Below are 25,065 nucleotides of genomic sequence, written 5' to 3' on the forward strand. Positions count from 1 at the left end.
AAAGGAGAGAATTTAATATGCAAACTGTAACTTTAAACGTACAAGGAATGTCATGCGGACATTGTGTAAAAGCTGTAGAAGGCAGCGTTGGTGTGTTAGAAGGAGTTAGTGAGGTAAAGGTAAAATTAGACGAAGCTTTAGTTGAAGTAGCCTTTGATGAATCCAAAGTATCCCTTGATAAAATTAAAGAAACGATTGACGATCAAGGATATGACGTAGAATAAGAGTGCTTTCATAGCACTCTCTCATTTTCGTGAAAATATACCCCTGTGAGGTATAAGGGAGGTAATCAATTATGAGTACCGCAGCAGCAGGAGCTGATAAATTCAAAGAAGCGAGCATACAAATTACAGGTATGACTTGTGCAGCGTGTTCAACCCGTATTGAAAAAGGGTTAAATAAAATGGAAGGTGTTGAACAGGCATCCGTTAACCTTGCACTTGAAAAGTCAACAATAAAATATGACCCATCAAAACTGAGTGAAGCAGATTTTGAAAAGAAAATTGAAGCACTTGGCTACGGTGTTGTGAAACAAAAAGCCGAATTTGATATTACAGGCATGACTTGTGCAGCGTGTTCGACCCGAATTGAAAAAGGGTTAAACAAGATGGAAGGCATTGCAAATGCAACCGTCAATTTAGCGCTTGAAAGAGCAACGATTGAATTTAATCCTTCGGAAGTAACGATTGCAGACATTATTGCAAAAGTTGAAAAACTCGGTTACGGTGCACACCAGAAGCAAGAGGATAAAGAACCTGTAGACCACCGTGAAAAACACATTAAAGATCAACAACGAAAATTCATTTTTTCAGTGATATTATCATTACCTTTATTATGGACGATGGTTGGACACTTTACCTTCACATCGTTTTTATATGTACCCGATTTCTTAATGAATCCATGGATTCAACTCATCTTGGCAACACCGGTGCAGTTTATAATCGGGAAACAGTTTTATGTAGGAGCTTATAAAGCACTTCGTAATGGAAGTGCAAACATGGATGTACTCGTTGCAATGGGTACCTCAGCGGCTTATTTTTATAGCGTATATCAAGCGATTGTTACAGCTGGAACGCACCATATGCCGCACCTGTATTTTGAAACAAGTGCTGTGCTCATCACACTTATTCTATTAGGTAAATTATTTGAAGCAAGAGCAAAAGGGCGTTCATCTGAAGCAATTAAAAAATTGATGGGGCTTCAGGCAAAAACAGCGATCGTTGTACGTGATGGAGTTGAAAAAGAAGTTCCGTTAGAAGAGGTTGTAATTGGTGATACGATTTTGGTAAAACCAGGTGAAAAAATTCCTGTTGATGGTGAAGTAGTCGAAGGGACAACTGCGGTTGACGAATCGATGTTAACAGGTGAAAGCTTACCGGTCGATAAAGCCTCGGGTGACGTCTTATATGGTTCAACAATTAATAAAAATGGCTTTATCAAAATGACAGCCACAAAAGTGGGACGCGATACAGCATTAGCCCAAATCATTAAAGTTGTAGAGGATGCACAAGGTTCGAAAGCGCCTATCCAACGATTGGCAGACCAAATTTCTGGTATTTTTGTTCCAATCGTCGTTGGGATTGCTATTCTGACATTTCTAGTATGGATTATATGGGTAAGTCCTGGAGAGTTTACACCGGCACTTGAAGTGTTAATTGCAGTTTTGGTTATCGCGTGTCCATGTGCACTAGGACTCGCTACACCGACTTCTATTATGGCGGGATCTGGTCGTGCAGCAGAGTTTGGTATTCTGTTCAAAGGCGGGGAGCACTTAGAGCAAACTCAAAGTATTGATACAGTAGTAGTTGACAAAACCGGTACTGTAACCCATGGTAAACCAGTTTTAACAGATGTTCTAGTAGCAAAGGGTCAGGTTGAAGAGACCTTTTTATCACTGATCGGTGCTGCGGAAAAGCAATCCGAGCATCCATTGGCGCAAGCGATTGTTGAAGGAATTCAAGAAAAAGGAATTGAACTTTGGAATGTTCAATTCTTTGAGGCGGTTCCGGGTTATGGTGTCATTGCAACAGTTTCGGGTCAGGGGATTGTCATTGGAACACGTAAACTAATGCAGCAATACGGCATTGATGTTGAAACGGTTTTACCTGTAATGGAAAAATTAGAGCGTGATGGTAAAACAGCGATGCTGGCTGGTATTAATGGGAAGTATGCAGGTCTAGTTGCCGTAGCGGATACCATTAAAGATACATCTAAAGAAGCTGTCCGCCGCTTACATGATATGGGTATTCATGTCATTATGATGACGGGGGATAATGAAAGAACTGCGCAGGCTATTGGGAAAGAAGTGGGCGTTGATCAAGTTATTGCGGAAGTACTTCCTGAAGGTAAAGCAGAAGAAGTGAAAAAGCTGCAACAGCAGGGCAAAAAAGTGGCAATGGTCGGTGATGGCATCAATGACGCCCCAGCACTAGCTACTGCCGATATCGGGATGGCCATTGGCACGGGTACCGATGTTGCAATGGAAGCGGCAGATATCACACTTATTCGCGGTGATCTAAATAGCATTGCAGATGCGATACTAATGAGTCGCAAAACAATGCGAAATATTAAGCAAAACTTATTCTGGGCATTTGCTTATAATACGATTGGAATTCCAATCGCTGCAATCGGATTCCTAGCCCCATGGGTAGCAGGCGCGGCAATGGCATTCAGCTCTGTATCGGTCGTACTGAACGCATTACGTTTACAACGAGTCAAACTAAAATAGGGACAAGGGGGACAGGTTCCTTGTCCCTGTCCCTCAACCCATCCAAGGATGTGAGAATGATTGTGGATCAAGCGGAAAAAAAGGTTAAACTGGCTATAAACGGTGGAATTGCATTAGGTGCAAAATTAAATGCCAAGCAACTTGTTGTCATTGCTGAGTACATGAATGATGGTGACGAACTGGAGTTAACAACTTTTCAGCAGCTATATATTGAAGTACTAGAAAGTGAAGTTGAATTGGTTAAAGAAAAATTTGCGGAAGTAGGGTTAGCTTGTTATCCGGTAGGTAATTTCGTAAAAAGCTTAAGGACCTGTAATTTTTGTAAAGGTGCGGAAGAAGAAGGAATGCCTGTAGCCATCGAACTGAATAAGCGTATTGCAGGAAAACAAGTTCCTTTTACGATTCGCCCGGCTTATACCGGATGTCCGGTAGGATGTGGTGAACCTTTGGTAAATGATATCGGCGTGATGAAGGTAAGAGATGGATATGATTTATATATTGGTGGAAAAGCCAAAGGCAAAGACGCCAAAACAGGTACATTATTAATGGAGCAGCTAACTCCGGAACACTTATATGAAGTGGTTGAAAAAATAATTACAATCTATGCTGAACAGGGGAAGAAGAGAGAACAATTTTCTAAGTTTGTAACTCGTTATGGTTTAGAAAACATAAAAAAGTCTGTTATATAAAGGGACACTCACTACATGAATTACTTCCGATTAAACCCCGAGACGGTGAACCGCAACGGAAGTAGCTCCAATCGTTCGAAGGGAAACAAGTAAATAACATTGACGGAATATCAGATGCCATTTTGGTGTCTGATATTTTTTATCAACCAATCGTCCACCCTTGAAAATGGAAAATCAATACCATATAATAAGGTTAGCTAATTTAGCTATTTTAACTAATGTGAGGTGGAGCTGAAATGATTGTAAACTCAACGGAACTGCAAAACAATTTTGGAAAATATTTAATGCTTGCAGCACAAGAGGAGATTGTCATTACCCGCAACGGTACAGAAATTGCCAAACTAACAGCGGTTAAAGAAACAGCAACAGAAAATAAAATCCAGCCAGATATGGTACATGAAAAGGCAAAAGAATATAGTTATGATGAGAAAAAGTCGACATATGAGGAATTTCTTACATTACAACAGGAATCAGATGAAAGGTACGAGTATATTGATGGTGAAATCTATTTGCTCGCTTCTCCTAGAACTGCTCATCAAATAGCGATTACTGAGTTATTTGGGCTCTTTTATAACTTTTTCCAAGGAACAAGCTGTACACCGTTGGTTGCTCCATATGATATTGAGCTAAAAAGAACACCGGAAAATATTAATATCGTTCAGCCGGACCTGATGATGATATGTGATTTAGAAGAAAATTTAAATGAAAATGATTATTATAAAGGGGTTCCATCACTAGTTGTCGAGGTGCTTTCGAAAAGTACAAGGAGTAAGGATCTCATAAAAAAACTTGATCTCTATATGTCCACTGGTGTAGGTGAGTACTGGATTGTAAATCCAGACAATAAAGAGGTAACGGTTTATCAATTTGAGGATCTGAATATCAGTAACAGTGCCACCTACAAGAATAACGAGGCTGTCCAGTCATTCATCTTTAAAGGACTAAGTGCAGAAATTAGAAGAATTTTTAGAACATAACAGTGACACGTGATTCCGTTTCCCACCAACTTTGGCGGAAAGGGAACCACGTGTCCCACTCTTCCCTAGTACCCTACCTCGACTGATGCAACAACGATGTACATTAAATCATTTTGATCGCCTTTTTCCTCGATGACGATTCCGCTTGTTGTTAGCATTCCACCGTCCATAACTTCCACAGAGACTTTTCCAAACGGGATAGCTCTTTTAACTTCCTCGATATCTAACTGTTCTTTATCACATGGGACTGCCAATTTTACATTCACTACCATGTTATCTAAGCTATTTCCTGGTAGCACAGACCGAATTCCAGGCATTGAGTTAAAGTGAATTGCATTCTTTACAGCACGAACAGCTGCCTTCGTAATATTTTGACCATGGACATCAATACCCATGCCCGTTTCGATAAACATTAATTTTTCCATCAATTAGACACCTCGTTATTAAGTAATACCTTTATCTTACCAAAAGAATTGCAAATGAATGTGAAAATACTCTTTTAATCTGTCACAAAATCCCTCTGTTAATCGTCTTGAGTGTAGAACGATATGAAGGAGGAAGTTGTATGGAAAAGGTTGATGTAGCAATTGTCGGTAGTGGATTGGCAGGATTAACAGCAGCTAATTATTTGGCTAAGGAAGGTAAAAATGTCATTATTTTTGAGAAAGCGAACCGACTCGGCGGGCGGTCTATGACCCATAACGTAAACGGTGCATTGTTTAATATCGGTGCTCATGCACTTTATAAAGGTGGAGAAGCCATGACCATTTTTAAAGAGCTGGGTGTTGAAATTAGTGGGAAAAACGCGCTTATACAAACGCATGGTATTTGGAAAAACAAAGTGATTCCCTTTGCAACGGGTATTGGTTCACTGCTTAGCTCCCCCCTTTTTTCCTGGTCAGAAAAATTCGAATTTACTCAGTTGATCATTCAGATTTGGAAAATGAATATAGATAAGATAATGCCAGTTAGTATAAGAGATTGGGCAGAAAAGGAAATTAAAAGTCCGATGATTAGACATCATTTTTACGCGTTATGTCGTACAGCCACATATACACATGCACCAGAACTTCAACAAGCCCGTGCCGTATTAAGGCAACTTCAAAGATCACTTAAAACGGGTGTAATTTATGTTGATGGTGGTTGGGAAACCATCGTTTCGGATTTAAGAAAAAAAGCAGAAAATCTAGGTGTAAAAATAAGAAATCATAGTAGGGTGGAAAGCGTAGAAAACCGTCATCCCTTAAAAACAATTCACTTTGCAAATGGTGAAACCATTGATGCTGAGAATGTTATCCTGGCAGTACCTCCAAATGAAGCCTGTCGCTTAATAGAAAATTCATCACTATCACTTTGGAAAGAGCAGGCGGTTCCGATTACAGCGAGCGCTCTGGATCTCTGTTTGACCCATTTGCCAAATCCTGACCATCAATTTGTATTAGGCTTGGATCAGCCGATTTTTTTTACGAACGAGTCAAGGGCAGCTAAGGTTTGTAAGAAAGGAAATGTCGTTGTTCATGTAGTAAGGTATCATGATCCGTCATGCCCAGATTATGATCCCCATGCAAATAAGGAACAAATGGAAGAAACAATGGATCTCCTCCATCCAGGGTGGAGAAATGCGCTTCTCACACAACAATTTTTGCCGAAAATCACCGTCGTGTATGATTTCCCAAGAGTTGATAGATTGGGTCCAGCAGGTCCTGAAGTTCCATCAACTCAGGGGCTCTACATTGCAGGAGATTGGGCAAGTCATGAAGAATTATTGGCAGATGGGGCTGTTGCGAGCGGAAAGAGGGCAGCTGCAAAAATTCTAGAAAAAAGTAAAATCTTAGTATGAGAGAAGGGATTGATTGTGGATACGGCCCAAGCTTATCAAACTTATAAACCATTACTTTTCTCACTAGCATATAGGATGTTAGGAAGTGTTATGGATGCTGAGGACATTGTGCATGAGGCATTTCTTTTGTTTGACAAGGTGGACAATGATTCAAAAATAAAAAATAGTAAGGCATATCTATGTAAAATCGTGACAAATCGGTGCATCGATAAGCTGCGTTCAGCAGCAAAACAGCGTGAGGTCTACATCGGACCGTGGTTACCAGAACCCATTGTTGGAGATGACTTAGACGACCCTTCTATTTCCTTAGAAAAAAAGGAATCGATCTCGATGGCATTTTTGTTGCTATTGCAACAATTAACTGAAGATGAAAGAGCTGTTTTTCTTTTGCGTGAGATCTTTCAATATGATTATGATGATATTGCTTCAATAGTAGAGAAAAGCAGTACGAATTGTCGACAGATTTTCCATCGGGCCAAGAAGGGAATCATGGACAAAAGGGATGCAGTAAAGCCCAATGAATATCAATCCAAAACGTATATTGAAAAATTTGCGCAGGCTGTCCTCGATGGAAATATTGAATTGGTTCAAGCCATGTTAAAAAAGGATGCAGTCTTCTATTCCGATGGTGGCGGGAAGGTTAAAGCTGCATTGCGGCCAATCGTTAGCAGCGAGTATATTACACGTTTCTTGGCGGGCATCATTACAAGGCTTCCACAAAATGCATCCTACCAAATTAAAAATGTGAATGGCCATCCCGGTATCGTCATAATGATTGATGGAAATGTCGATTATGTCATTTCTTTTGAGGTAAGCGATGGGAAAATATCCAATTTGTACATGGTCTCAAACCCCGATAAACTCATACATTTAAATGAATAATGGTATAAATGATGCCATCTGATTCAGATGCCTGAATCCAAATAATATGTTGCAGGTTTCAACAACGAAGGAGGTTAAGCATATGTGCCTAACCTCCTTCGTACTTTCAATTATTCTAAAAACGTTGGTACCAAACAGCGATCTACAATCGTTTTCGCTAAGATTTCTGTTGGATCTATTACTCTAATCCCATCCAATTCACTCAATACAAGCGGAATTTCAGTGCAAGCTGCTAGTATTGCCTCTGCTCCTTGATCAAGTACTATTTTCGCTGCTTGAAGTAAAAGCTTTTTTCCTTCATCGAGATCACCACTTTTTACAGCATAAATTCCTTCCATAATCCTATCTTGTGTCATTTTATCTGGCTCCACAACAGCAATTCCTTGTTCGCGAAGGGATTCTTGGTATAGATTTGTTGATAAGGTGCCGTCAGTAGCTAACAATGCCATGCTTTTTAATCCTTTGTTTTCTATGAATCTTACAGCTTCTTTTGGCATATCCAAAATCGGAATATTGACCGAAGCTTGAATGTCATTTCGATAATAATGAGCAGTATTACAGGCTATTGCAATCATATCTGCACCTGCAGCTTCTAATCTATTTGCAGATTCAATCATAGAAGGGAGGGGGGATGCACCTTTCCCGAATATAGCGGATGTACGGTCCGGTATTTGCGGGTAATTATCGACAATCATATGAATGTGATCCTGATCGCTCTTAGCAGGCGTTAAATGAATGATCTTTGACATTAAATCTACTGTTGCAAGTGGCCCCATTCCACCCATGATACCTACTATTTTTTTCATGTTATCATCCGCCTTATAAAAAATAGGTTGTTGAAGATTTATTCATCCAAATCCCCAACAACCTTTTATTGAATTTAACTAGATAATCTTATGCACTAACCCCATTCGAGACTTTTAAATCTCGCTTTTCTTCAATCGCATTTACGACAACTGCTGCCGATGCATCACCTGTGACGTTTACAGATGTGCGGATCATATCTAGGATTCTATCAATACCAGCAATGAGAGCAATACCCTCAACTGGAAGTCCAACTGAAGTAACCACCATAGTAAGCATGATCAAACCAGCGCCTGGTACCCCAGCAGTACCGATTGAAGCAAGGGTTGCAGTTAATACAATCGTTAACTGTTGTGCAAAAGAGAGATCATAACCGAAAAATTGTGCGATGAATAAAACACATACACCTTGATATAAGGCGGTACCATCCATATTAATGGTTGCACCCAATGGAAGGACGAAGCTGCTTACTTTTCTAGAAACGCCAAGGTTTTCTTCCGTGTTTTTAATTGTAATTGGCAATGTTCCAGAGCTGCTAGTTGTACTGAATGCCACCAAGCTAGCAGGTGCAACTCCTTTAAAAAATTTCAGTGGATTCATCTTCGCAAAAAGTTTCACTGAGGTTGAATAAGTTATGACAGCGTGTAGTATGCACCCAACATACACCACTAAAATTACCTTTAAAAGTGGAAGAAGTACAGAAACTCCGTATTCTCCAACAGTTGGTGCAATTAAACCGAAAACCCCGATTGGAGCCAATTTCATCACAATTCCAGTTATTTTATACATGATTTCAGCAAGCTCATCAAAGAAGTTATAAACCGTCTTTGCCTTATCTCCTAATATTGCAATTGCAAGACCAATGAAGATGGCAAAGAAGATAATTTGTAACATATCCCCATTTACTAATGATGCAATTGGATTTGTAGGGATAATATTTAATAAGGTGTCAATAACACCAGGTGCCTCAGCTGGATCGGCTTTTTCCACAGTAGCAGCTATATCCAAGCCCTTACCTGGGGAGAAGATATTTGCAAGAATTAAACCGATTGTTACCGCAAAAGCTGTAGTTAATAAATAATAAAAAAATGTAATTCCGCCCATTCGTCCAATTTTTTTAATGTCCCCAGTACCAGCAACACCAACTACAAGGGATGCTAGCACTAAAGGAACAATAATAAACTTGATCATCCGCAAGAATAAATCACCAAGAGGTTTTACCACCTCGATACTAGGTCCAACAATAGCCCCAACAATTATAGCAATAATAAAAGCAATTAAAATCTGTGAAAGCAAACCAATTTTCTTCATAATACCCTCCTTTGATTTAGTGGGACGTGGAACCTGTCCCTATGACCCCAGAATGTAGAATTTTATCAAGATTCCAAAAACTCGAGATAAAAAAATACATTTACCGTAAGATTTTACTTATACTCCTTCCTAGGGTTGATAACGCTCTCATTTTACTTCAAAAAAATATAAAAATTTATAGATTGCTTATTCTTTTTATATAAAAATTTACACAAATAGTCAATAGCCTTTACTAAAATAAATTTTAAAAGGGGGATTACGGTTATATAAAAAAATATTGATTTCATATAAAAAATTATATATATTTTATTTAAATCGAATGGTGAAAGGAATTTTTGAATGAATTCAATACATGAACAGTATATTCCAGTGGCAGAGGTGATTGCGAAAACGTTTGGGCATGATTGCGAGGTTGTATTGCATGATTTAACGGTTCCCCAAAGCTCCGTTGTGTACACAGTAAATAATCATGTTACCGGAAGGCAAGTAGGGCAAAGTTTTAATCATCTTGTTACAGAAGTATTGCTATCTCAAAACTTTACGAATGATTATTCAGCAAATTATTACTTTCATACAGAAGATGGCAGGTTAATAAAATCCTCTACTTTGTTAATTCGAAATAAAGACAAAAAGGTAATAGGTGCACTTTGCATAAACGTCGATACAACCAGAATTACAGAAAATATTAACTGGCTAACTAGCCTGATTCCTCAAAATCCTGATCAGCTTCCAAAACAAAATTATCAGCAAGAAAACATGGATGAAATGGAGCATATCCAGGAGGTGGCGAATGATTTAATCGATAAAATCATTGGCAATAAACCAGTAGAAAAGCTAAGACGGGATGAAAAGGTTGAAATGGTACGATTTATGGAGCAAAAAGGGATTTTCCTGATTCGTGGAACAATCGACAGGGTTGCTGAAAAGTTAAATATCTCTAAAGTCACAGTATACAGCTATATCGAAGAAATTAAAGATAAAAAGTAAGCAAGGATCGATCATATTATTAAATTCAATACCTAAGGAGGAATTAATATGAAATTTATTTCAATAAAGGGTGCGAAACCAAACCCTGGCCATTATTCCGCTGCAACACAAAAAGGTAACCTCCTCTTCATATCAGGTCAACTGCCAGTTAATCCCTTTACGGGAGAAGGAATAAGTGGTGATATTACTGCAGAAACGAAACAGGTACTGTCTAACTTAGACCACATTCTCGAAGCAGCAGATGCGAAAAAAGAGGATATCATGAAGGTCACTATTTATATTTCAGATATATCTTTATGGGATACCGTCAACGCATTATACAAACAGTATTTTAGTGATCATAAACCAGCGCGAGCCGTTGTTCCTACCAACCAACTGCACTATGGATATTCGATTGAACTTGAGGCGATTGCGTATATTGATTAAGAAAAGGAAGATTGATGATGGACTATATTTGTTTTGAATGTCACTCAACATATCCGTTAGAAGGTAATAAATGGAAATGTGATTGTGGAGGTCTACTAAGCCTTGAATACGAGAAAAAGGCCATTGATTTTACTGAAACAGCCACATCACGAAATCATTCTCTTTGGAAATATATTAATGCACTTCCATTTGAAAAAGAAGATGTCTGGCAGGAGATTTCGCTAGGGGAAGGAGATACCCCACTCATTAAAATTGGCCACAATGTATACGCAAAAGCTGAATACTATATGCCTACTCTATCATTCAAAGATCGTGGCGCTGTTCTTCTTATTGCCATGGCGAAAAAGTTGGGCATTGAAAGAGTCGTTGCAGATAGTAGCGGTAACGCGGGAACAGCCATCGCAGCATATGGAGCAAGGGCGGGGATCCAATGTGATATTTTCGTCCCTGAATCTACTTCCAGTAAAAAAATAGCTCAGATTGAGGCACATGGCGCGGTCATCCATAAGATTCCCGGAACGAGAGAGGATACGGCGAACGCGGCGATAGCTATGGTTGAAAATACAGATTCATTTTATGCCAGCCATATTTATAACCCCATCTTTTGGGAAGGCACGAAAACCTATGTGTATGAGATATTTGAGCAAATGAATAACAAAATGCCTGATGCATTCATTATTCCAGTAGGAAATGGAACCTTGTTAATGGGCGCCTATATTGCTTTTCAGGAACTGTTGGCAAGCGGGCACATCAAGAAAATGCCGAAAATCCTTGCGGTTCAGGCTGAAAACTGTGCTCCAATTATGAAAGCCTTTGAGGAAGGAAGAGATACGGTCGAGCCTGTTGAACATTCTGGGACTTTAGCGGAGGGTATTGCCATTGCAGCACCAGCAAGAGGAACAGAAATTTTACATGCGATATGGGAAACGGGTGGCGACATTATCGGTGTATCCGAGGAAAGTATTATAGAGGCTCGAAAACAGCTTGCATTACAAGGAATCTATGTTGAAATCACTTCTGCAGCTAATTACGCCGGATACTTACAATATGTAGAGAAATACCCGGAATTAAAAGAACAGCAACTCGTTTTACCTTTATGCGGGGCAGGTATTAAGAGTAACTAAACGATTAAATATAGAGAATGAGGAGAGATCACGATGAAAAAGTTTGAATTAGATACGCCTTCCTTAGTCATTGATCGCGAAATCATGATGGACAACATTGAAAGGATGCAATCATATGCGAACAAATATGGTGTTTCCCTTCGTCCGCATACAAAAACACATAAAATGCCAGCTCTAGCTAAATTACAAGTAGATGCAGGTGCCAAAGGAATTACAGTCGCTAAGGTTGGCGAAGCAGAAGTTATGGCAGAAAATGGTTTAAATGATATCTTTATTGCAAACGAAATTGTAGGTGTGGTCAAATTAAATCGCATAAAAAAGCTTGCTGAAACCATTGATATTTCCTTTGGTGTGGACAGCATCGAACAATGTGAAATGATAGAAAAAGTATTTAGTGATAGTCAACAGCCAGCTCAAGTTCTCATCGAAATCGAGGTCGGGGAAAACCGCTCAGGTGTGATTAAAGAAAGCGATTTTCTAAGTTTAGTAGAATATATTAAAAAATGCTCACATGTGAATTTAAAAGGAATTTTTTCACATGACGGTAATACGTACAAAGCAAAAGATCTTGATGAATGCCGAGAACTCTATAATTCAGCGCAAAAACGCACCCTTCATTTTGCAAATCTAGCGGAAGGATTAGGCTGCAAACTAGAAACAGTAAGCATCGGTTCTACTCCGCCGCTCATGCATGATTTTGGAGTAATGGAGGGAATTACGGAGCTTCGTATTGGAACTTATATCCTCATGGATGTTGCGCAGGGAAATGCAATTGGAACTTACGATAGATGTGCGGCGAGTATCCTAACAACCGTCATCAGCAAACCAACAAATGAACGGGTTATTACCGATGTTGGAGCAAAAGGAATCACCATGCAAACGCGCAGCCAAGGAATTTGTGCCACTACTGGATTAGGCTATATTAAAAACTATGGCGTACATATTGACCAAGTGTACGATGAACACGCAATTATCTATAATGAAGAATTCAGAAACCAAGTGGCAATTGGTGAAGTGGTGGAAATTATCCCAAATCATATATGCCCGGTCTGTAACCTTTATGATCACGCCTACCTTGTTTCTGGAGATGAGGTAGTGGAAGAAATTCCAATCCTGTGCAGGGGGAAACTGCAGTAAAGAAGATAGTTTTCTTCATAAAAATAGATGGTAGATCTGCGGGGTCTACCATCTAGCTATTTTACTCATATAACTCCCAAGCTAATTTCAACGATTCAATAATATAATCTGCAATTTCCTCTACATCATGGTTATCTGTATTTAATTTAGAATGGTGTAACGAATATATTTCTTGTCGTTCACTAAACAGTTCTTCAATTTCTTCTAAGGTGCGTCCCTGTAAAACTGGGCGGCTATCAATCAAGATGTTTATTCTTTCTTTCCACGAATTCCACGAAACATCCAAATAAAAAACAATACAATTTTTTAAACAAATGTCTCTCGTTTCCTTTTGTAAAAAGGCACCACCACCGAGGGAGAGGATTTTTAATTTTTGCATGCTATATTTTGAGATTATCTCTTTTTCTTTTTCCCGAAAAGCTTTTTCTCCGATTAATTTGAAGATTTGTGAAGTGGGCATATTATATTCATTTTCAATCTCTTGATCAATATCTATAAAACTTCTATATAGTTTTTTTGCAACAAGTTGACCAATCGTTGTCTTTCCAACTCCCATAAAACCAATGAAAACGATACTCTTTTCTTTTAATGAAATATGATTAATCATTTCGGCACTTCCTATTGTTTAGTTTCTTTTAGTTGATGGCAGTATTTTAATAAATACTATCATATGTTTTTTGCTTTTTAAAAGGAAATCTTATAAACTAATCAACATTTTTTAGAAAATTCATAAAAACAAAAATTAAAATGGAGTGAATTTCCTTACGTTTGCCTGAAAATTTTAAAACAAGTTATACTAAAGGTATTTAATAATACGAAAGTGGTTAGGGGAAGAAAAAATGAAAAAAATTCTGATGCTGCATGGAATTAATCATAACATGTTTGGAAAAAGGGATCCTGTTCAATATGGTACAGTGACCTTAGAGGAAATTGATGCTGGACTGAATGAGTTAGCAAATGAACTTGGAGTCGAAATTGAAAGTTTCCAGACTAATCATGAAGGTGAGATGTGCGAAAGAATTCATAAGGCATATCTTGAAAATAAAGATGCTGTGATCATAAATGCTGGAGCATGGACACATTATAGTTATGGATTGAGAGATGCTCTAGCGATTCTTGAGGTACCAATCATTGAAATCCATATGTCAAATATTCATGCGCGGGAAGAGTTCAGACATAAATCGGTTTTTGCGGAAATTGTGAATGGCCAGATTTGTGGATTTGGACAAGACAGCTACAATCTTGGTTTACGTGCGGCGGTATCTTTGATTAAAGATAAATAAGGAGTATTTTAATGGCACTCAACGATTATTCGCTGAGTGCCAAATTAATTTTATCATCTTCATTAAACATCTTATTTCCCTATAAACATCTGTGTCCAATAATTGCCTTCCACATGACCGACGCCAATATGTGTAAAGTTTGAGCTTAAGATATTCTTACGGTGACCTTCACTGTTCATCCACGCATTTACTACTTCCTGTGGTGAACGTTGTCCCATTGCAATATTTTCACCAGCCGCACGATACTGAATTCCAAATTGCTTCATCATGTCAAATGGCGATCCGTAAGTAGGACTTGTATGTGAAAAATACCCCTTACTCTTCATATCCGAAGACTTTGTTCTCGCGACGTCACTTAATTTCAAATCAATTTTTAGTGGCTGTAACCCGTATTTTGCTCGTTCATTATTTGTTAATGTTACAACTTCTTGCTCAAACTGACTTAAGGAATAAGCAGCTTGATTAGTAGTTTCATTTGTTTGTTCTGCTGGTTGTTGTACAGGCTGCTGAATAGCAGGGGCCTCTTTAACAGGTTCTTCTGCCTTTGGTTGTGTGGGCACTTCAGGTTGTGGTGTAGGAGCCTCCACATTTGGCTGAGTTTGACCATATTGAGAGTAGTATTTTTTTAGTAAGCTTTGAATCAGGTTATTCCAATTCGTAGAGTTAGAGTTTTGTACGGATACGACGTAACGGCCTTCATATCCATTGTTTGGGCCATTTAGCTGCTCCGCAGAACTTGCCAATGGAACCGTAACTAATAGCGCACCTGCTACTGCTAAAGATAGTATTGTTTTCTTCATAATAAGTCCTCCTTGTTGTATGTCCGATCACTACACCAAAATCATAGCATGTGATTTTTGTAATAATTGAGGAAGACTTTTCCTGCTATTACTTTTCTACTATTTTTATGTCTATTGAGAGCCGAAAATAGATAGAATTACTAAACAGAATATGCTGCCCATTTTTGGAATGACAGGTAAAAGATACTTAGATCTACCTATTGACAGGTTTGAAATATTTGATGGATTATGTCGTATTTTACTATTAAATGACGAATATGACGTAGGGAAAGATGGGACAGTGAGTCTGTCCCTAAAATAGATTGAGCATTAGTTTTTCCGCTATCAAACGATATTGTTCGGCTTTAAAGTGAATCCCATCACTTAGATTTCCTTTTATAGGAATTTCCGAACCATTTACATATTGGACCTTTTCCTCCTGCGCAATTGATTTAATTACATTTGTATAGTGTTCTTGATTTTCAATACCATTATTTTTATTGTTTGTAATGGAGGTTGGGGAAATAATCGCAACTTCGATTCCGTTTTCCACAAACTTTTGTATTAATTGTCGATTGTTATCTCGATATTGTTCAACAGGAACGGGCAACGCGTTCGGGCTATATTTTCTGTGGCCCCTTGCATCATTAATGCCAAACATAGAAATGACCAAGTCCGGTTGATAGTTTAGAACCTCACTTTTTATATTTTCTATTGCCTGTACAGAGGTCCAGCCTGGATGTCCTTTATTAATCACTTTTATCTTTTGATAGCCGTACTTTTTTCTGAGCTCTCTTTCTAACACTTGTGGATAAGGGTTTTTTACCTGATATACTTTTCCGCTTCGAGCATCCCGATCATATCCCCACGTAATGGAATCACCATAGGCCACGATTGTAACAGGTTGCTGATGATTAAGTTTTTCAAGGACGGAATACTCGTAGTCGGTGGTTGATACTGGTTTAGCAGCTTTACTTTTCTGTTGAATAGTAAACAAAACAAATACACAAATAAGTATTGATAAAAAATAAAAAAGGTAAACTTTTGGAGAATTCCTCATTTTGATCTCCTTTTTCATATGAGATGTACTATTACTATTTACGAATGAAAGGAAAATACTACATAATTTTCGGGGATTTACAGCCTTTTTAGGTACTAAAAGGCTGATACTACCATGATATAATTTAATATACTAAAAAAACCTGTCCCGTAAGCCCTGTTTGACTAATAAGCTGATATATTTTCGCCTTCACTTTTTTCCCTTTATGATTTTTGTTTAAATGGTGGAACGGGGGACTTGTCACCAAGACCCTAGTCTTCCAACCATTGACCTTCTACATATTTGCGGTTCATGTCTTTTTTTATTTTGCGATATTCCTTACTTTTGAAGATGATGTCAAAATCGTAATCAGGCGGATAGAGCTCCTCAGCTGCAATTTTTAACTCGAGTCTCTTATAGTTAATCGTTCTTTTTTCTCCTTTAATTTGCACTATATAATCTCCATGATCATTTGGACCTTTGTACACAATGCCGGTTTCACCTGATGAAGGGAGGAGAACGTTGTCTCCCTGGTTGTAGATTGTTACCTTAGATACAGGTTGTTCTTGTTTCCTTTTTCCAACATTGCTCCGTGCATATTTATTTACAATGACTTGCTTTTGATAGGAAGGCGATTGTAATGTTTCTTGAGTCATGTTTTGATGGAAATCCTTATGCTCTTGATATGCCTTATGATGTGCGCGTTCAAGCAGTGAAGGATGCATCCCGAGTTTTGCTGCGATATCGAAGGCTTGGCTTTGTCCGCTCTTTCCGAGTAATAGTCTATATGTTGGTTGTAAAGTATGGATATCAAATTCCATTGAACCATTTATAAAGCCTTCCGTTTCATCTGCAAATTTCTTCATTTCACTGTAATGGGTCGTCGCAAATAAGGTAGCGCCTTTTTCATATAGCTGCTCCAAAATGACAATAGCGAGGGCCATTCCTTCCCGTGGGTCAGTACCGGAACCTAGTTCATCAATTAACACAAGCGATGCATCATTTGTCGCTTGTAAAATGTCAATAATATTCACCATCCGGGAGCTAAACGTGCTTAAGTTTTGCTCAATGCTTTGACCATCTCCAATATCGACAAAGATATGTTGGAAGATGGCAATTTCACTTCCTTTTCCGGCCGGGATTGGGAGACCCGATTGAGCCATCAATGTTAAGAGCCCCACCGTTTTTAATGTAACTGTTTTTCCGCCAGTATTTGGTCCAGTAATCACAAGAGCACGTTCCTTTTCTCCAATCGGAATGGTGAGTGGAACAGCCTTGTTTCCTAGCATCGGATGGCGTGCGTCCTTAAGATCAATCCTGAACTCCTCGTTGATCGTTGGGATATCTGCCTGTATCATTTGACTGTATTTCGCTTTGGCAAAGAGAACATCGTAATGATGCATGGTTTCAACGGCAACCTGGATGACTGGTTCATAAGAAAGAAACAGCTGGGTTAGTTCATATAAAATTCGCTCAACCTCTGTTTCTTCAGCGATTTTAATAAGCTCAATATCCTCCTGAAGTAACCCTAATTCCACAGGCTCGATAAAAAGGGTGGAGCCAGAAGATGAAGTATCTAATACTGAGCCTTGAATCTTTTTCCGATATTCTTTTTTCACGGCCAGAACATATCGACCAGAACGTTCAGTGACATTCGTTTCTTGCAGGTACGGAGAAATCCTTCCGCTTTTCACTAAGGACTGTGCTTTATCTTTTAATTTCTCCTGCCCGATAGCAAGCTGTCTTCGCAAATAGTTCAGGTCACTTGAAGCATAATCATCCACTTGGCCATTTCGTAAACAGCGGCTAATTTCGGCTTCCAGTTGTGATACATCCCCAACCGATGAAGCATACATGCTTACCATCGGACCGGCAAATTCCTTGTCTTTCATGAATTGTTTTAATTTTTGGCAGTGGTCTAGGAACGAGACAATCTGAGTCAATTGGTCGACTTTTAGCGCCATGCCTTTTTTTGCTTGTGTGATGTAATATCCGATTTGATCTAAAGAGTGAATCGGTATACTTCCGCTAATTTTTATGATGTTCATTGCTTCTGAAATTTCATGTAAAGAATGCTCGATTTTCTTTTTGTTTTGTGTTGGTCTTAACGATAGAAGTGTTTCTTTTCCTCTGTTTGTTCTAGCGAATTCTGAGATTTCGTTCAAAATTTGGTAATAGCCTAATGCTTCCATTGTTTGAGTATTCAATGGTAATCCTCCTTTTTATATATGAAAAGTAATGCATGAGGACTTGTTCACGGGCTGGTTCTAACAAAAAAGCCGCCATGAACAAAGCGCTCATGACGGCAGAAGATAGACCTCGGGCTTAGAATGCCTGGTTTTCTAAACACAAAAAAACCATGACAAACATGCCATAGCAGGATCTATTTTTCATAGCTATGATGCGTGTTCTTAACTTTCTAAAAGAAGCCATAGTGAAATAAACATAGCAATTGCTACGTTTTTGCTTCTTCCAGCTATCCAATTATGGATTTAGTTAAGAACCACCGATAACATAAACTCATACCCCTTTAAATAAGGAATTATTTTACTTCCACTTTCTTTATATCCTATGCTCGTATTAGAAGTCAAGTGCATGTACGCATTCTTACGATCTTTAAAGAATATAATATAGGAAAATTAGACGTATTTTTGAGAGGGTAAAAATGAGAATCAGAACTATATTATTCCAGTTATGGAGCCTCACCTTTTTACTGATATTGGGGACGTTGCCATTGGTTGTTTTTAGTGGTAAGGATAAGGTGATTTTTCAAATAGAGAGGATTCCGAAAGAAATCATTCCATTCCTAGAGGGTCTCTTTGACGGTAGTTCCTATTATTATTTGGATGGAGAGAGGGAACTGAATTTTTTTCATATTGTCGGAGGTTATTTCCTTTCATCACTGATCTATTTATTGATTGCCGGAGTGTTTGTGATTGTTCTATCGATTATTTTTGGTATTTGGTTTCGGAGAAGAAGTGAGAAGGGATTACATCCCATAATCGGTTTTATTGGATTAATTCCAGATTTTGTTCTGGTGTTCTTACTTCAGCTTCTTGTGATTTATATTTATGAAACAACCGGTTGGAAAACTGTCAGAGTAGCATCATCAAATATGGACGAACCTGCAATTGTACTGCCTTTGATTACTCTGTTCATTCTTCCTTTTGTCTATTTGGTTAGGTCTTTACGTGATAAATCCTCCGACGTATTAACAGAAGATTATATTCGAACAGCTTTATCGAAAGGTTTTCGTAAAAGATATATCTATCTGTATCATGTGACCCCTAACGTCATTCCCTTTTTAAAAGCTGATCTTCATAAAGTTGTTTCGATTATGATAGGAAATCTGTTCATTATTGAATATCTCTATAATTATAAAGGGCTAACATCCATGCTATTTCCGATGCGATTCGAATACCAATATAATTTGTTCATCCTATGTTTTCTATCATTTTTTATCTTATATATTACAGTTTATTTCACTATGAAGCTAATCGTGATCTTGATTGAGAGGACACTAAAACATGCGCACTCGTTATAATATAAGTCTAATCATTGGGTCACTGCTACTCCTTTTGTTTGTTGTGCTGGGCTTGTTTGGTCCATTGTTTGCACCGTATGACGAGGATTATTCGAAGAAAATCAAATATGTACAAACAGACGAAGGGGAGCAGCTTCGCGCAGCACCGTTCCCGCCTTCAAAGGAACACGTATTTGGTACGGATAAATGGGGATATGATATTTTAACGTTAATGCTTTATGGGGCAAAGTATACAGTGTTTGCATCACTAGCAGTAGCCATTTGTCGGGTAATCATTGGTGGGTTCTTCGGGATGTATCATGCTTTACAAAAAAAGGAGCATCGAAGGACACCGAGATTCACATTATTAAGCGGGATTCCACCATTTCTAATCATCTATTTTGTAATGGTTGGGATTAATATTCAGTCCTCAGTAGGAATACGATCGTTGGTATTGTTTCAGTGTGTGTTGATGATTATTCTTGGAATTCCCGGAGTCTATCAGGTTGTATTTGAAAAAACGGTTGAAATTCGGGAGAGTCCGTTTGTGTTAGCATCTCAAACTGTTGGCGGCAATACATTTCATATTGTAAAAGAGCATATTTTTCCTACATTAAAAGGGAACCTTCTGCTTATATCGGTCAATGAGGTTATTCACGTCTTAAATTTAATCGGTCAATTAGCGATATTTAATTTGTTCTTTGGAGGAACTGAAATGCAGCTCTCTCCAACAATATATCTCTCGATTACGAACGAATGGGCTGGATTAATTGGCCAATCCCGGCTCACATTTTATTCTGCAAAATGGATTATCGGGTTTCCGTTGTTAGGATATTTATTATTCCTGTTTTCGCTATACCTTCTTGCCCATGGGTTAAAGGAAAGTCATAGAAATAAATATCAGACGTATGTTTAGGGTCGCGGGGATCGTGACAGTTGAATTGAATTGGGCAAGATAGGAAAAATGTAGCTGATAAATAAGTACCGACTTTGAGCAAACTATCGTTTGAGGGAAGTGCAAAAAGGAATAGCAATTCCCAAATGAGGAGGTGGAATAATTGGCAGAAAATAAACGAAATCGCGATGATGTTAATGCTGGTGAGGCACTAGGAACAGGTGCTGGTGCGACAGCTGGAGCAGTGGTTGGATCTGTATTAGGTCCCCTTGGCACAGTTGCAGGGGCTATTGCCGGAGGTGCCCTTGGTAACAAAGTGGGCGAAGGCGCAGATGAGGCTGTGGAACAAGAAGAAAAATAAAGGTAAGCTGATATTTACTGTCGTAGCCTATTTGATGAAAATACATGAGACTGAATCCAATAAGGGTTCAGTCTTTTCTTGGTTTCTAACTAAAATAGTCTCTATTTTAAAAGAATGTTGCTTTTATATAAAATGTAAACTCTGCTGATTGAAGCGGAAGGCGGCGACTCCAGCGGGAAAAGCGTGAGAGTTGAGACCCCACAGGAGCGTTAGCGACGAGGAGGCTCAAGCCACGCCCGCGGAAAGCGTCCGCCTAGAGCGGAAATCAACCGTGTGTCGAAGCAACAAAGTTTACAAAAACAGTATTAAAATAAGACCAGCGACCTAGTCATTATTTAGTCCCCGGTCGGTTAAACCCATTCATTTCCTTTTGTATGATGATTACATGAGATTGTTAGGATGGGGAGAATGATTATGTCAGAAAAGAAGGTTTATATTCTTTTAACAGATACCGGGACATTATTTACAAGGTTGATAAAGCTATGTACGAAAAAGCCTTATAATCATGCATCAATAGCCTTCGACTCTGAATTGTCAGAGGTATATAGTTTTGGAAGAAAGACAGCTAGGAATCCATTTATTGGGGGATTTGTAAAAGAGGACGTGAAGAGAGGTTTGTTTAAACGGGCCGATTGTGCCATCTATTCGATTAAAGTTACAGAAATTGACTTACAAAAAATGCAAAGCTATCTAACCGAAATTGAAGCGCAAAAGAAATATTACCGCTATAATTTTTTAGGCTTATTTGGAGTTTTGTTTAATAAACCATTAAGAAGAAAGAAGGCCTTCTTCTGTTCTCAGTTTGTAGCATCTATACTTAACGAATGTAGCAGTGTTGACTTCGAAAAACCACTCTCCCTTATTGCACCCAATGATTTACAAAGCATTGGATCACTGCAATTTGAATATGAAGGGAAGCTTACCAGTTATCAGACTAATAATGTAGAAAAAAGTGGGACGACAAACTTTCCCACTTTACTCTCTTTTACCTGCTATGCCGTAAAAAAATAACTTTGTTAGGTCTTCTGCTATTGGAAAGATCCTCTTGGTGGTATCCTCACGTTGCATAAATTCTTGAAACATTTGCATGTAAAACAAAATAGATTCATTTGAAATGGCTGGGTCAATATATCCTTGCTGTTTTCCTTCATCAAATAGTGAAGTAAGAAGCGGAAGTGCTTCCTTCAGATATACTTCCTCAATATAACTTTGTCCACTCGCATAATCTTTCATAAAATCTCGAAAAAATTTGTCACTTATTTGTGTTACAGCTATTCCCTTTTCAAATATGATCTGTTTTATTTTGATATTAAACGGAAGGTCACTTTTCAATAGCTGTTTTTGTTCAATCCAAACTTGATCGACATAGAACTTAAAAACGAACCGAACTAGATTATCTTTATTTTCAAAGTAATTATAGATTGTGACTTGAGATACATTTGCCTTTTTCGCTATTTCTGCAATAGATACCTTTTGCACTCCATATTCCATAAATAGCGCTAATGAGGCTTCTAAAATATCTTTTTTCTTTTGCTCTCTGCGCTTTTCAAAACCGTCCAATTCATTCACCTCATATGTAAGTGTAATAAAAGTTATGTAATAAAACAATAAAGATAGTTCATAAACTGTTGCGAGGGAGATTTATTTTGTATATTATGAACTATATAGATTAAAAAATTTCATAATTAAAGGGAGAGAATGAACTATGACTATTTTAAAAGCGAATAATTTATCAAAAAGTTTTGGCAAGTTTACCGCATTAGACAGGATAAACATGGAAGTGAATGAAGGGGAAGTGTATGGTTTTATTGGTCCTAATGGGGCAGGAAAATCAACAACTATTCGAATCTTATTAGGTATGTTAAAAGCTACACAAGGAGAGGCTAGGATTTTCGGTAAGGATGTTTGGGATGATGCAGTTGAGATTCATAAACGGGTTGCCTATGTGCCAGGTGATGTGAATTTATGGCCAAATCTTACTGGTGGTGAGGTTATTGACCTCTTTATGAAAATGAATGGAAGTACTAATCAGGAAAAACGAGAATCGTTAATAAAAAAGTTTGATTTTGATCCATCAAAGAAAAGTAGAGCATATTCGAAGGGGAATAGACAGAAGGTTGCATTAATCGCAGCATTTGCATCAGATGCGGATCTATATATTTTAGATGAGCCAACTTCAGGGCTCGACCCATTGATGGAAAAGATCTTTCAGGAATGTGTACTGGACGCAAAAAAAGCTGGTAAAAGCGTGTTGCTTTCCAGTCATATCTTATCTGAAGTAGAAAAGTTATGTGATCGAGTTGGGATTATCCGTCAGGGGAAAATAATTGAAACGGGAACATTGGATGAATTACGTCACTTAACACGTACCAATTTAAAGATTAAAACAAAAGAATCCATTCCTTCTTTCCATGAACGTAAAGGGATTCATAATTTAGTAGAAACAGATTCAGAGCTTACATTCCAGGTAGATACAGAGGAATTGGATACACTCCTCCGTTATATAGCCAAGTTTGGAATTTTAAAATTAGAAAGTGCCCCCCCTACATTGGAGGATTTGTTTATGCGTCATTATCAAACAGATCAATCTAGGGCGGAGGGGGCTTTGTGATGGCCATAAGATATTTTAAAGGGACGAAGAAATTAACTGGGTTTATTTTAAGACAACAACGTTTTAAAATTCTTATTTGGTTAATTAGTTTGGTCGGAATCACCTTATCAGTTGCAACTGCCTATCCGGGTATTTATAAAGACGAACAATCAAGACAGGCTGCTTCTCTAACAATGGAAAATCCAGCAATGGTGGCAATGCTTGGACCGGGATATGAAAACGGTGAATATATAAATTCTATTGGAGCCATGTTTGCCAATGAAATGTTGCTTTTTACAGCAGTTGCAGTAGCCATCATGAGTATTTTACTTGTAGGACGGGCGACCCGTGGGGATGAAGAGGATGGCCGAATTGAGATGATTCGGGCATTATCTGTTGGTCGGTTGTCCTATGCAAGTGCAGTCATGATTATCATCTTGTCAACCAATTTTCTTCTAGCTATTTTAATTGGTCTTGGTTTATCTTCTTTAGGAATAGAGGGTGTGGGTCTCGAAGGCTCTTTCTTATACGGTTCCATTTTAGGGGGAACTGGACTTTTATTTGCGGCATTCACAGCGGTGTTTGCCCAACTTACCGAAACCTCAAGAGGGACAATCATGTTTTCATTTACGATTTTAATTATTGCTTATCTAGTTCGAGTAATTGGCGATGTAGGTAATGACGTTCTATCATGGATTTCACCGCTTGGGTGGACAGTTAGGACCGGTGTGTTTGTAGGGAATAATTGGTGGCCAGTTATTTTAGCCTTTGTTGCTGCTATTATATTGGGGATTGTTGCTTTTTATTTACATTCCATTCGTGATTTGGGGGCTGGATTTATAGCGGCTAGGAAAGGTAAAACAAAGGCTTCCCCTTTTTTGCAAACAACATTTGGTCTTACCTTAAGGTTACAGCGTACGAATATCATCGCTTGGGCGATTGGATTATTTGCGTTAAGTAGCTCTTTTGGCGCCATTTTAGGAGATTTAGAATTGTATTTTTCTGAAAATGAGTTTATGCAAGCCTATATAGATATAGAGTCAGATTATACGATGACTGAACAATTTCTAACGCTATTAATGGCTATTATGTCGTTGCTAAGCCTGGTTCCTGCATTGATGGCCGTATTAAAAATAAAAGGAGAAGAGTCTAAAAATCTTACAGAAAATTTATACAGTCGTGCAGTCTCACGAACCCGTGTTTTAGGTAATCACTATTTTTTAGCGATTATTATAAGTTTTATCATGCAAACACTTGTGGCGTTAGGGGTGTGGTCAATAGGCAGAACAGTGATGGATCACGCCTTATTATTTAGCACCACCTTCGCATCTGCTTATGTATATTTACCTGCGATTTGGGTCGTAGTAGGTCTTGTGGTCGTATTGATTGGAGGAGCACCGAAATTTACAGGATTGATTTGGATGTACGTTGTTTATTGTTTTATTGTTCTTTACCTTGGTGATTTACTTGAATTTCCAGACTGGATGAATAACTTATCCATCTTTGCTTATATTCCGCAAATCCCAATTGATGACATGAATTTCATGGTGATGATTGTTCTAACATTGCTTGCAAGTGTATTATCGTTCATTGGATTTATTGGTTATAATAAACGGGATATTATGGGGTGAATTTAGCGAAGTATGTCCGTATAATAAGCCAATAATCAAAGGTTTTGTATCGAGGGATT

Annotated in this window: 25 protein-coding genes; 17 read left to right on the forward strand and 8 right to left on the reverse strand. The window is 38.2% G+C overall.

Going from position 1 to position 25,065, the window contains the following annotated elements; translation table 11 throughout:
* Positions 1-17: 17 nt before the first annotated feature.
* From copZ to LKW28_RS12845, 4 genes are all read left to right on the forward strand, one after another.
* Positions 18-224 (forward strand): copper chaperone CopZ, encoded by a 207-nt coding sequence (copZ, locus tag LKW28_RS12830; RefSeq protein ID WP_229140765.1) that lies wholly within the window; start codon positions 18-20, stop codon positions 222-224.
* A gap of 71 nt (positions 225-295) precedes the next feature.
* Positions 296-2,728 (forward strand): heavy metal translocating P-type ATPase, encoded by a 2,433-nt coding sequence (locus LKW28_RS12835; protein ID WP_229140766.1) that lies wholly within the window; start codon positions 296-298, stop codon positions 2,726-2,728.
* A 56-nt stretch (positions 2,729-2,784) separates the two neighbouring features.
* Positions 2,785-3,417 (forward strand): nitrite reductase, encoded by a 633-nt coding sequence (locus LKW28_RS12840; RefSeq protein ID WP_267497996.1) that lies wholly within the window; start codon positions 2,785-2,787, stop codon positions 3,415-3,417.
* A gap of 236 nt (positions 3,418-3,653) precedes the next feature.
* Complete coding sequence (locus LKW28_RS12845) at positions 3,654-4,394, forward strand: type II toxin-antitoxin system Phd/YefM family antitoxin (RefSeq protein ID WP_229140767.1); 741 nt, start codon at positions 3,654-3,656, stop codon at positions 4,392-4,394.
* A gap of 65 nt (positions 4,395-4,459) precedes the next feature.
* Here LKW28_RS12845 and LKW28_RS12850 read toward each other — a convergent pair whose 3' ends face one another.
* Positions 4,460-4,819, reverse strand: coding sequence for a Lin0512 family protein (locus tag LKW28_RS12850; protein WP_229140768.1), 360 nt, complete (start codon positions 4,817-4,819; stop codon positions 4,460-4,462).
* A gap of 140 nt (positions 4,820-4,959) precedes the next feature.
* On the opposite strand from LKW28_RS12850, the gene LKW28_RS12855 reads away from it, so the two are divergent.
* Complete coding sequence (locus tag LKW28_RS12855; protein ID WP_229140769.1) at positions 4,960-6,234, forward strand: phytoene desaturase family protein; 1,275 nt, start codon at positions 4,960-4,962, stop codon at positions 6,232-6,234.
* A gap of 15 nt (positions 6,235-6,249) precedes the next feature.
* Positions 6,250-7,116: an RNA polymerase sigma-70 factor gene (locus LKW28_RS12860; protein ID WP_229140770.1), complete on the forward strand. Its 867-nt coding sequence runs from the start codon at positions 6,250-6,252 to the stop codon at positions 7,114-7,116.
* A gap of 110 nt (positions 7,117-7,226) precedes the next feature.
* Here LKW28_RS12860 and LKW28_RS12865 read toward each other — a convergent pair whose 3' ends face one another.
* Both LKW28_RS12865 and LKW28_RS12870 read right to left on the reverse strand, forming a co-directional pair.
* Positions 7,227-7,922, reverse strand: a complete 696-nt coding sequence (locus LKW28_RS12865) for an aspartate/glutamate racemase family protein (RefSeq protein ID WP_229140771.1) — start codon at positions 7,920-7,922, stop codon at positions 7,227-7,229.
* Positions 7,923-8,010: 88 nt separating this feature from the next.
* Complete coding sequence (locus tag LKW28_RS12870) at positions 8,011-9,231, reverse strand: dicarboxylate/amino acid:cation symporter (protein WP_229140772.1); 1,221 nt, start codon at positions 9,229-9,231, stop codon at positions 8,011-8,013.
* 339 nt (positions 9,232-9,570) lie between these two features.
* Between LKW28_RS12870 and LKW28_RS12875 the strand changes: the two genes are divergently transcribed.
* From LKW28_RS12875 to LKW28_RS12890, 4 genes are read left to right on the forward strand one after another with little or no spacing between them, the layout of a single operon-like run.
* Positions 9,571-10,218 (forward strand): helix-turn-helix transcriptional regulator, encoded by a 648-nt coding sequence (locus LKW28_RS12875; RefSeq protein WP_229140773.1) that lies wholly within the window; start codon positions 9,571-9,573, stop codon positions 10,216-10,218.
* Positions 10,219-10,266: 48 nt separating this feature from the next.
* On the forward strand, positions 10,267-10,644 hold the full coding sequence (locus tag LKW28_RS12880) for a RidA family protein (protein ID WP_229140774.1): 378 nt from the start codon (positions 10,267-10,269) through the stop codon (positions 10,642-10,644).
* A 14-nt stretch (positions 10,645-10,658) separates the two neighbouring features.
* Positions 10,659-11,768: a threonine synthase gene (locus LKW28_RS12885; RefSeq protein ID WP_229140775.1), complete on the forward strand. Its 1,110-nt coding sequence runs from the start codon at positions 10,659-10,661 to the stop codon at positions 11,766-11,768.
* 33 nt (positions 11,769-11,801) lie between these two features.
* Positions 11,802-12,905, forward strand: a complete 1,104-nt coding sequence (locus tag LKW28_RS12890; protein WP_229140776.1) for a D-TA family PLP-dependent enzyme — start codon at positions 11,802-11,804, stop codon at positions 12,903-12,905.
* Positions 12,906-12,966: 61 nt separating this feature from the next.
* Here LKW28_RS12890 and LKW28_RS12895 read toward each other — a convergent pair whose 3' ends face one another.
* Positions 12,967-13,512: a shikimate kinase gene (locus LKW28_RS12895; protein WP_229140777.1), complete on the reverse strand. Its 546-nt coding sequence runs from the start codon at positions 13,510-13,512 to the stop codon at positions 12,967-12,969.
* 232 nt (positions 13,513-13,744) lie between these two features.
* On the opposite strand from LKW28_RS12895, the gene aroQ reads away from it, so the two are divergent.
* Positions 13,745-14,188, forward strand: a complete 444-nt coding sequence (gene aroQ / locus LKW28_RS12900) for a type II 3-dehydroquinate dehydratase (protein ID WP_229140778.1) — start codon at positions 13,745-13,747, stop codon at positions 14,186-14,188.
* 71 nt (positions 14,189-14,259) lie between these two features.
* Here aroQ and LKW28_RS12905 read toward each other — a convergent pair whose 3' ends face one another.
* From LKW28_RS12905 to LKW28_RS12915, 3 genes are all read right to left on the reverse strand, one after another.
* Positions 14,260-14,988: a CAP domain-containing protein gene (locus LKW28_RS12905; RefSeq protein WP_229140779.1), complete on the reverse strand. Its 729-nt coding sequence runs from the start codon at positions 14,986-14,988 to the stop codon at positions 14,260-14,262.
* A gap of 292 nt (positions 14,989-15,280) precedes the next feature.
* Positions 15,281-16,027, reverse strand: coding sequence for an SGNH/GDSL hydrolase family protein (locus tag LKW28_RS12910; RefSeq protein WP_229140780.1), 747 nt, complete (start codon positions 16,025-16,027; stop codon positions 15,281-15,283).
* A gap of 251 nt (positions 16,028-16,278) precedes the next feature.
* The gene (locus LKW28_RS12915; protein WP_229140781.1) at positions 16,279-18,213 is read right to left on the reverse strand and encodes an endonuclease MutS2; all 1,935 of its coding nucleotides are present in this window, start codon (positions 18,211-18,213) and stop codon (positions 16,279-16,281) included.
* Positions 18,214-18,671: 458 nt separating this feature from the next.
* Between LKW28_RS12915 and LKW28_RS12920 the strand changes: the two genes are divergently transcribed.
* From LKW28_RS12920 to LKW28_RS12935, 4 genes are all read left to right on the forward strand, one after another.
* A complete protein-coding gene (locus LKW28_RS12920) occupies positions 18,672-19,550 on the forward strand; it encodes an ABC transporter permease subunit (RefSeq protein WP_229140782.1) in 879 nt (292 codons plus the stop codon).
* Positions 19,534-20,445, forward strand: coding sequence for an ABC transporter permease subunit (locus tag LKW28_RS12925; protein WP_229140783.1), 912 nt, complete (start codon positions 19,534-19,536; stop codon positions 20,443-20,445). Before LKW28_RS12920 ends, LKW28_RS12925 begins: the two co-directional genes overlap by 17 nt.
* 142 nt (positions 20,446-20,587) lie before the next feature.
* Positions 20,588-20,785 (forward strand): glycine zipper domain-containing protein, encoded by a 198-nt coding sequence (locus tag LKW28_RS12930; RefSeq protein WP_229140784.1) that lies wholly within the window; start codon positions 20,588-20,590, stop codon positions 20,783-20,785.
* Positions 20,786-21,199: 414 nt separating this feature from the next.
* Entirely contained in the window at positions 21,200-21,796 is a 597-nt protein-coding gene (locus tag LKW28_RS12935; RefSeq protein ID WP_229140785.1) for a hypothetical protein, read from the forward strand.
* Here LKW28_RS12935 and LKW28_RS12940 read toward each other — a convergent pair.
* On the reverse strand, positions 21,761-22,345 hold the full coding sequence (locus tag LKW28_RS12940; protein ID WP_229140786.1) for a TetR/AcrR family transcriptional regulator: 585 nt from the start codon (positions 22,343-22,345) through the stop codon (positions 21,761-21,763). The genes LKW28_RS12935 and LKW28_RS12940 overlap by 36 nt on opposite strands.
* A gap of 145 nt (positions 22,346-22,490) precedes the next feature.
* On the opposite strand from LKW28_RS12940, the gene LKW28_RS12945 reads away from it, so the two are divergent.
* Positions 22,491-23,396 (forward strand): ABC transporter ATP-binding protein, encoded by a 906-nt coding sequence (locus LKW28_RS12945; protein WP_229140787.1) that lies wholly within the window; start codon positions 22,491-22,493, stop codon positions 23,394-23,396.
* Positions 23,396-25,006, forward strand: coding sequence for an ABC transporter permease (locus LKW28_RS12950; protein WP_229140788.1), 1,611 nt, complete (start codon positions 23,396-23,398; stop codon positions 25,004-25,006). Before LKW28_RS12945 ends, LKW28_RS12950 begins: the two co-directional genes overlap by 1 nt.
* The last annotated feature ends 59 nt before the right edge of the window (positions 25,007-25,065 follow it).

This window comes from Bacillus sp. REN16 (assembly GCF_020731355.1).
Taxonomy (GTDB): Bacteria; Bacillota; Bacilli; order Bacillales; family Bacillaceae_L; genus Ferdinandcohnia.

Bases quoted from the DNA above. Each gene is read 5' to 3' on its own strand.
- LKW28_RS12875 (WP_229140773.1), top strand. From the start codon at position 9,571: ATGAATTCAATACATGAACAGTATATTCCAGTGGCAGAGGTGATTGCG.
- LKW28_RS12925 (WP_229140783.1), top strand. From the start codon at position 19,534: ATGCGCACTCGTTATAATATAAGTCTAATCATTGGGTCACTGCTACTC.
- LKW28_RS12890 (WP_229140776.1), top strand. From the start codon at position 11,802: ATGAAAAAGTTTGAATTAGATACGCCTTCCTTAGTCATTGATCGCGAA.
- aroQ (WP_229140778.1), top strand. From the start codon at position 13,745: ATGAAAAAAATTCTGATGCTGCATGGAATTAATCATAACATGTTTGGA.
- LKW28_RS12850 (WP_229140768.1), bottom strand. From the start codon at position 4,819: ATGGAAAAATTAATGTTTATCGAAACGGGCATGGGTATTGATGTCCAT.
- LKW28_RS12910 (WP_229140780.1), bottom strand. From the start codon at position 16,027: ATGAGGAATTCTCCAAAAGTTTACCTTTTTTATTTTTTATCAATACTT.
- copZ (WP_229140765.1), top strand. From the start codon at position 18: ATGCAAACTGTAACTTTAAACGTACAAGGAATGTCATGCGGACATTGT.
- LKW28_RS12905 (WP_229140779.1), bottom strand. From the start codon at position 14,988: ATGAAGAAAACAATACTATCTTTAGCAGTAGCAGGTGCGCTATTAGTT.
- LKW28_RS12840 (WP_267497996.1), top strand. From the start codon at position 2,785: ATGATTGTGGATCAAGCGGAAAAAAAGGTTAAACTGGCTATAAACGGT.
- LKW28_RS12920 (WP_229140782.1), top strand. From the start codon at position 18,672: ATGAGAATCAGAACTATATTATTCCAGTTATGGAGCCTCACCTTTTTA.
- LKW28_RS12885 (WP_229140775.1), top strand. From the start codon at position 10,659: ATGATGGACTATATTTGTTTTGAATGTCACTCAACATATCCGTTAGAA.
- LKW28_RS12855 (WP_229140769.1), top strand. From the start codon at position 4,960: ATGGAAAAGGTTGATGTAGCAATTGTCGGTAGTGGATTGGCAGGATTA.
- LKW28_RS12845 (WP_229140767.1), top strand. From the start codon at position 3,654: ATGATTGTAAACTCAACGGAACTGCAAAACAATTTTGGAAAATATTTA.
- LKW28_RS12935 (WP_229140785.1), top strand. From the start codon at position 21,200: ATGTCAGAAAAGAAGGTTTATATTCTTTTAACAGATACCGGGACATTA.
- LKW28_RS12895 (WP_229140777.1), bottom strand. From the start codon at position 13,512: ATGATTAATCATATTTCATTAAAAGAAAAGAGTATCGTTTTCATTGGT.
- LKW28_RS12865 (WP_229140771.1), bottom strand. From the start codon at position 7,922: ATGAAAAAAATAGTAGGTATCATGGGTGGAATGGGGCCACTTGCAACA.
- LKW28_RS12880 (WP_229140774.1), top strand. From the start codon at position 10,267: ATGAAATTTATTTCAATAAAGGGTGCGAAACCAAACCCTGGCCATTAT.
- LKW28_RS12945 (WP_229140787.1), top strand. From the start codon at position 22,491: ATGACTATTTTAAAAGCGAATAATTTATCAAAAAGTTTTGGCAAGTTT.
- LKW28_RS12950 (WP_229140788.1), top strand. From the start codon at position 23,396: ATGGCCATAAGATATTTTAAAGGGACGAAGAAATTAACTGGGTTTATT.
- LKW28_RS12870 (WP_229140772.1), bottom strand. From the start codon at position 9,231: ATGAAGAAAATTGGTTTGCTTTCACAGATTTTAATTGCTTTTATTATT.
- LKW28_RS12835 (WP_229140766.1), top strand. From the start codon at position 296: ATGAGTACCGCAGCAGCAGGAGCTGATAAATTCAAAGAAGCGAGCATA.